General features: G+C 69.7%; 2 protein-coding genes. One reads left to right on the top strand and one right to left on the bottom strand.

All coding sequences use genetic code 11. From position 1 onward, the window contains the following. On the bottom strand, positions 1 to 1,229 hold a 1,229-nt coding region (locus BA190_RS36715; protein ID WP_210185284.1), incomplete at its 3' end, for a hypothetical protein. Positions 1,230 to 1,238: 9 nt separating this feature from the next. On the opposite strand from BA190_RS36715, the gene BA190_RS36710 reads away from it, so the two are divergent. Further along, the coding region (locus tag BA190_RS36710) for a hypothetical protein (RefSeq protein WP_245315048.1) at positions 1,239 to 3,181 on the top strand (1,943 nt) is incomplete at its 3' end.

Genomic DNA, 3,181 nt, shown 5'->3' with positions numbered 1-3,181 from the left:
GCGGCCTTGGCGGCACCCTTGGCGGTGCAGTCGGTGGTTTGACGGGCGCGATCGGCGGCATCGGTGGTGATGGTGGCCTGGGTGGCGTGGTCGGCGGCCTGACGGGTGCGATCGGCGGCATCGGCGGCGAAGATGGCCTCGGCGGCATAGTCGATGGCCTGACGGGCGGCCTCGGCGGTGATGGCGGCCTGGGCGGCGTGGTCGGCGGCCTGACGGGTGCGATCGGCGGTGATGGCGGCTTGGGTGGCGTGGTCGGCGGCCTGACGGGTGCGATCGGCGGTATCGGTGGCGAAGATGGCCTCGGCGGCATAGTCGGTGGCCTGACGGGTGCCATTGGCGGTATCGGTGGCACACTCGGTGATGCAGTCGGCGATTTGACCGGTGCGATCGCTGGTATTGGCGGCGACGGCGGCGGCAACACGGGCGGTGGCAATACCGGCGGTGGCAACACGGGTGGCGGCAACACGGGCGGTGGCAACACGGGTGGCGGTAACACCGGCGGTGGCAATACCGGCGGTGGCAATACTGGCGGTGGCAACACGGGTGGCGGTAACACCGGCGGTGGCAACACGGGCGGTGGTAACACCGGTGGTGGCAATACCGGCGGTGGCAATACCGGCGGTGGCAACACGGGTGGCGGTAACACCGGCGGTGGCAACACGGGCGGTGGTAACACCGGTGGTGGCAATACCGGCGGCGGCAACACGGGCGGTGGTAACACCGGTGGTGGCAATACCGGTGGTGGTAACACCGGTGGCGGTAACACCGGCGGCGGCAACACGGGCGGTGGCAACACCGGTGGCGGCAGTCCTGGTGTTGGCGACATTGGCGGGGGGGCTGGCGGCGACGTCGCCAACAACAACGCAGCCGGCAGTGGAGTTGACTGCGACACGTCCGCTGACGGCAACTGCAGCGGCTCGCGCGACAATTTGGCCGGTTTGCCGAATAGTCGGCCTGGCGTGGCCAACGGCAACGGTAGCGGCAATGTCGGATCGGCTGGTGTTCCTGCCAATGTGGCTGGCAATCCTCTCGGTGGTGTTCTCGCCGGAGCGGTCGGAGGCACCGGTTCGAACGACCCGCCCACCAACATCGCGGGCAACCCGGCCGAGGGAGTTCCCAACGGCACCAGCGGTGGCGGCAACGCCGGACCGACCGGTGCTCCTGCCAATCCGGTTGGTGATGCTCTTGCCGGAGCGGCTGGCAACAACGGCACTGACTCGAACGGCCAACCCGCCAATATGGCTGGCAGCCCGGTTGCTGGCGTTCCCAACGGCAACGCCGGACCGGCCGGCGCTGCTGCCAATGCGGCTGGCAATGCTCTTGCTGGAGCGGCCGGCAATAACGGCGCCGGCTTGGGCAATCTGCCCTCGGGCACGCCTGATGGTTCAAGTGGCGGTTCCGGCAACGGAACTGGCGGTAGCACCGTTCTGCCCGGTGAGCTTGCCTATCTGGCCGACAATCCGGCTGACGATGTTCTCAACGGACCGGCTGGGGGCATCGGCTCGACTGACCAACTCACTGGCGTGGCAGGCAACCCGGTCGCCGGTGTTCCTGGCAGCAATATCGGTCCTGGCACTGCCGGCACGGCTGGCAATCCGGTCGGTGGTGCTCCTGCCGGACCGGCGGGTGGCATCGGCTCGACTGGCCGACCCACTGGCGTGGCCGGCAACCCGGACGCTGGCGCTTCCGGCAGCGATATCGATCCTGGCACAGCCGGCACGGCGGGCAATCCAGCCGGCGATGGCCTCGATGGAACGGCCGGCGGCAACAGTGCCGGCCCGGGTAACCAAAGCACAGGCACGGCAGGCAATCCGGTCGGTGGTGCTCCTGCCGGATCTGCGGGTGGCATCGGCTCGACTGGCCGGCCCACTGGCGTGGCCGGCAACCCGGTCGCCGGCGCTTCCGGCAGCGATATCGGTCCTGGCACAGCCGGCACGGCGGGCAATCCAGCCGGCGATGGCCTCGATGGAACGGCAGGTGGCAACAGCGCCGGCCCGGGTAACCAAAGCGCAGGTGCAGCCGGCAACCCGGTCGCCGGCGTTCCCGGCAGCGACGTCGGTCCTGGCACAGCCGGCACGGCGGGCAATCCAGCCGGCGATGGCCTCGATGGAACGGCCGGCGGCAACAGCGCCGGCCCGGGTAACCAAAGCGCAGGTGCAGCCGGCAACCCGGTCGCCGGCGTTCCCGGCAGCGACGTCGGTCTTGGCACTGCCGGCACGGCGGGCAATCCAACCGGCGATGGCCTCAATGGAACGGCTGGCAGCAACAGGACTGGCTTGGGTAGCCTGCCGTCGGGCACGGCAGGTGGTCCAGGAGCCGGCAACGGAACTGGCGGCAACAGCAGTTTGACCAGCGAGCTTGCCTATCTTGCCTATCTGGCCAACAATTCAGTCGACGATGTTCTCAACAGGTCGGCTGGGGGCATCGGCCCGAATGGCCAGCCCACGGGCGTGGCCGGCAACCCGGTCGACGGTGCTCCCGGCAGTATCAACGGTAGCGGCAACGCCGGTACAGCTGGCAATCCGGTTGGCGAGGTTCCCAACGGAACGGCCGGCAGCAACGGTGTCGGTTCGAACGGGCAGCCTGTCACGACGGCCGGCAACCCGGCCGGCGGTGCTCCCAACGGCGTCGATGGTGGCGGCAACGCCGGATCGGCTGGCGGTACTGCCAACTCGGCTGGCAAGCCGGCCGCTCGTGCTCCCAAAGGCGCGGCCGGCAACAACGGTACTAGCGCGGGCAACCCGCCCTCAGGCACGGCTAGTGGTCCAGAGGCCGGCAACGGGACTGGCGGCAGCACCGGTTTGCCCGGCGAGCTCGCCTATCTGGCCAACAATCCTGCTGACGACGTTCTCAACGGACCGGCTGGGGGCAGCGGGTCGAATGGCCAGCCCACCAACATCGCCCGCAACCCGGCCGGTGGCGCTCCCAATGGCATCGACGGCAGCGGCAACGCTGGATCGCCCGGTGCGCCCGTCGGCGCGGGTGGCAACCCAGCTGGCGCGGGCCTCAATGGAACGGCCGGCAGCAACGGTGTCGGTTCGAACGGGCAGCCTGTCACGACGGCCGGCAACCCGGCCGGCAGTGCTCCCAACGGCGTCGATGGTGGCGGCAACGCCGGATCGACCGGTGCGCCCGTCGGCGCGGGTGGCAACCCAGCTGGCGCGGGCCTCAACGGACCGGC

Source organism: Labrys sp. WJW, assembly GCF_001676615.1.
Classification (GTDB): domain Bacteria; phylum Pseudomonadota; class Alphaproteobacteria; order Rhizobiales; family Labraceae; genus Labrys; species Labrys sedimenti.
The sequence above is the reverse complement of the archived record's forward strand: the minus strand, read 5'-3'. Positions and strand labels throughout refer to the sequence as shown.